Origin of the sequence: Rugamonas violacea (assembly GCF_016461825.1) — a bacterium.
Classification (GTDB): domain Bacteria; phylum Pseudomonadota; class Gammaproteobacteria; order Burkholderiales; family Burkholderiaceae_D; genus Rugamonas.
Genome location: NZ_JAEMNU010000014.1, coordinates 1 through 3523 on the forward strand (window position 1 = coordinate 1; position 3523 = coordinate 3523).

The following is a 3523-nucleotide window of genomic DNA, read 5'->3' on the forward strand; positions in this document are numbered from 1 at the left end:
GGCGGGCGCCCAACCGCTTTCCGTCACGCTCAGCGCTTGTCCGGCGGCGTTGTACAGAATGCGCGTCCGCACTTCCTTGCCGGGAACGACGCTTGGGCGGGCCAGCATCGCGGGGGCATCGCTGTCGCCCTGGTATTCCATGCGCAGCAGCCATTGGGCCGGACCGGGCTTGCCGTTCGAATAGGGCACCCGGCTGACCTTGATGACGCGGCCGAGCTGGTCGCGCTCGGTCCTCTCGCTCGTGACGGGGCCACCTTGGTCATCGAGCCTGGTCGTTTCGGTGAGCTGGCCCAGGCGGTCGTAGCCGTAGCGGACGTTGCTGTCGCCGCAGGTGGCGCAACCGGCGCCGCGCACCTCCAGCATGCGGTGCTCGCCGCCGATGACGGCGTAGCGGTAGACGGTTTGCTGTCCCAGGCTGTTGGTCAGCGTCGTCTTGCCGCCCTCGCTGGTGTCGAGTGTGACCTTGTCGACGTTGCCGGCGTGGGTGCTGAGGTTGGCGCGGGCGTTGTGGTCGTAGCCGTAGGTGGCATAGCGGCTGGCGACGGTCTTGTTGTCCTTGTCGGCGGCCTCGATGCTGATACCCGTCAGCAGCCAGGGAAACGCCGGATTTTCATGGTGGTAGAAACGGCTGAGACGGCTGACCGTGGCGCCCCGGCCGCCAAGCTCGTGCGCCTTCCGGTTCGGCCGGTAGTCGGTGGGTAGCCGAACCCGGACCAGGTTGGCCAGCAATTGCCGTTTGTCGAACGGACCGGCCCCCTTGGGCAAGGCGCTGCCGTATTCGTAGGCGTAGCGTCCGACCGGACTGTCGATGTACTGCACGCCACGGAAGCGGTCGTTGGCCTTGGCCAGGTCGCTGTCGAGGTAGGCCAGGTTCAGACTGCGGCCCTGCGGGTCGACCACGCGCACCAGCAGGTTGACGCTGTCGTAGTGCAAGGTGACGCGCTCGCCGGTGGGCGCCGTGATGGTGTCGAGCTTGCCCCGGCGGTTGAAGTGCAGCTTGCGCCCGTTGGCCCAGGTCCAGGTGTATTCGACCATGCCGTTGGCGTCGCGCTCGAGCGCCATGCTGCCGTTGGCGGGCAGGGCGGTGCCGCACAGGTTCGGGTTGTTCGGGTCGTGGCTGAAGATGACCCGGCCGCCATCGGCCTGCAGCACTTGTATCTTGCCGCCGAAGTCGAGCAGGTCGGTTTCGTAGGAGAGGCGCCAACCGCGCCCGATGATGCCGTTCCTTTCGCCGGGTTTGCTGAAGGCGCTGTTGTAGTGGCGGACGATTTCCAGCCCAAGCACGCCGGGCAGCGCCGGCAGGTCGTCTTCGCGCTGGTATTTGTTGCCGGTGATGACGTTGAGCGGATTGCCCGCGCCGGCGGCCGGCCCGCCGCTTCCGCCCAGGCTGGCCGCGGAACTGCCAGCGGCGCAGGCCGGCGGGCCGCCGGGCGTGGGGCCGCATGCCGCCCTGGCCAGGCCGGACAGCAGCAGTAGACTGGCTAAAGCGAGTTGGATTCGTGGCGTTTTCATTCGACACCTCATAAAGGAGGAGAATGTGTCCAAAGCCATCGGCAATTGAACTGATACCATCAATAGTTGTTTTTAGTGAAATAATTTCATATTTTACTTTTTAATAATGTTATTTTTTAATATTACCGTACTACCGTTTGCTAAAATTGTAGGCTCGCCAGTATTGATAAATGTGTTTCCCTCGACGAGGACACCTTTGCTGTTGTTTGTTATGTAAATGCTATGTCGCGTTTGGGATTTTCCCTCTACTTCGATTCTATTTCCTTTGATAATTGTCCCTGTGGCTTGATGTAAAATTATCGCAGACTTGATTTCTGCGCGTCTCTTCTGTACCTCAAAGAGATTCAGTGAGCCGAAAACTCCAAAGGTTTCAGCCATAGAGCCGGGTATGAATGGATTGTGAAGAATAATGGTGTTGTTAGTTATTTTTGAATTTGGTCCTGCAAGGATAACTGCCGCATTTCCTCCACTTTCTATGATGCAATTCCGGATGATATTTCCATCTCCTTCCAAGGCGACACCGATGTTCCCTGTTTTTATGTAGAGATTTTCCAGAATGAAATTTGTTTTTTTATAGCTAGGAAGATTTTTTGGGATTTCATCATCAATTGAGTACATGGGCCAATAATTAAACAATTTAATACCAGTTCCTAGTCCGCGCAGGTCAATCACTCCATTTTTTATTGTTATATTATTTGTTTCCTTTCCAAAGGCGCTATTTGACCGCTCGGCGTAGCCCATGTTAGATTGCATGTAGGCTGCAATCCCGGTCGAGTGGCCATCACTTCGAATGGTATGATTCATCAAGTCAACGGTTACATCTCCACCTAAAATGGTAATTAGAACATGGTGGGGGCTGGGGAACTCGTGCCCAGCTCCAAAAAAACGCCTTTGTAAAAAGTCCTCTTGAAGGCAATGTACACCGACTTGGTTGATTGTAGCCTCCGTCTGATTCGTGTCGGTTGGATTTAAATATATGCAACTGTCTTCACGCACGCCACGAAGAGACGGAGCTTGCAATTTATAATTTGTTTCTCCTTTAGGTGTAAATGTCAATATAATAATTGGGAGGATAATTGCTAATAATGACACAATTAGTTTTAAGTTGAAATGCATGAATTTCATATTTTTCATTATTTTTTCGGCAGCGGGGCTGTCCCTCCGGGTAAAATAGTACCAATATAGTTTTCTGGTAAAAGCCGTATTAAACTATTTTCTCGATTGTATTGTGCGTCGACTTTCAAATATCTGTCTTTCCCGTCGAGGTGGCCGATATTGATATCTTTGTAGCCTAAATATGCTAAGGCGTCATTAAGTGTTTTTATTTTCTGATTGAATTTTTCGCCACTTTCGTCATTGGCATCAAATCTATTGAATGTGTCCAGGGTGTATTTTATCGTCGCAATGCTTTCCTGCATGTTGGCCGGGTTTCCAAATGCTTTTAGTTTGGAAAATACCTCTGTTTCCATTTCAAAAGTCCTACTTTCATTGGTTCCCCAATAACCAACTCCCAAAGTAGAATCGCTTAAATGATTGTATGTAAAGTCAGGATTTTTCCCCGCAAGCATATGTCCGGTTCCCCAACCAAATCCTTCTGCTGTGAACGGAGCGTTGTCTTTTGTTCGGTGCGCAAACGTATCTTCAAACGCGTGAAGATACTCACCAAAGAGTTGTGCGCTAGAACCGCACGTCGCATTCGGGTCGGTTTTTGCGAAGTTTGAGGCATTCAATAGGCGAACAAGTTGTGGACTTGCCGGATTAGCTATGCGGCGCGCTATGTAATTCGGGCTATCAACTCCAAAATGTGTAATTTTGTATACTATTTCGGCAGCATTGCGAGGAGGGTCGTAACCATCTTCGACAAAATGGTAGCGGTCCAGTGCGGGTTGATTTACGGCCAAACTAGATGGCGTCATACCCACGCCGTTATACACAATTCTTGGTGCTGGCCCGGTCTCGTAATTTTCCCATTGTTTTCGCTGCAACGTAGACCTCTTTCATGCCAAGCCAG

3 protein-coding genes are annotated in these 3523 nt (G+C 52.6%); all 3 read right to left on the reverse strand.

Features of this window, described 5'->3' with window-relative positions:
• The coding region (locus tag H7U20_RS02415; RefSeq protein ID WP_199518027.1) for a DUF6531 domain-containing protein at positions 1 to 1512 on the reverse strand (1512 nt) is incomplete at its 3' end.
• A gap of 93 nt (positions 1513 to 1605) precedes the next feature.
• Positions 1606 to 2646 (reverse strand): right-handed parallel beta-helix repeat-containing protein, encoded by a 1041-nt coding sequence (locus H7U20_RS02420; protein WP_199518028.1) that lies wholly within the window; start codon positions 2644 to 2646, stop codon positions 1606 to 1608.
• Positions 2646 to 3497: a hypothetical protein gene (locus H7U20_RS02425; protein WP_199518029.1), complete on the reverse strand. Its 852-nt coding sequence runs from the start codon at positions 3495 to 3497 to the stop codon at positions 2646 to 2648. The genes H7U20_RS02420 and H7U20_RS02425 overlap by 1 nt, the downstream gene beginning before the upstream one ends.
• Positions 3498 to 3523 lie beyond the last annotated feature (26 nt).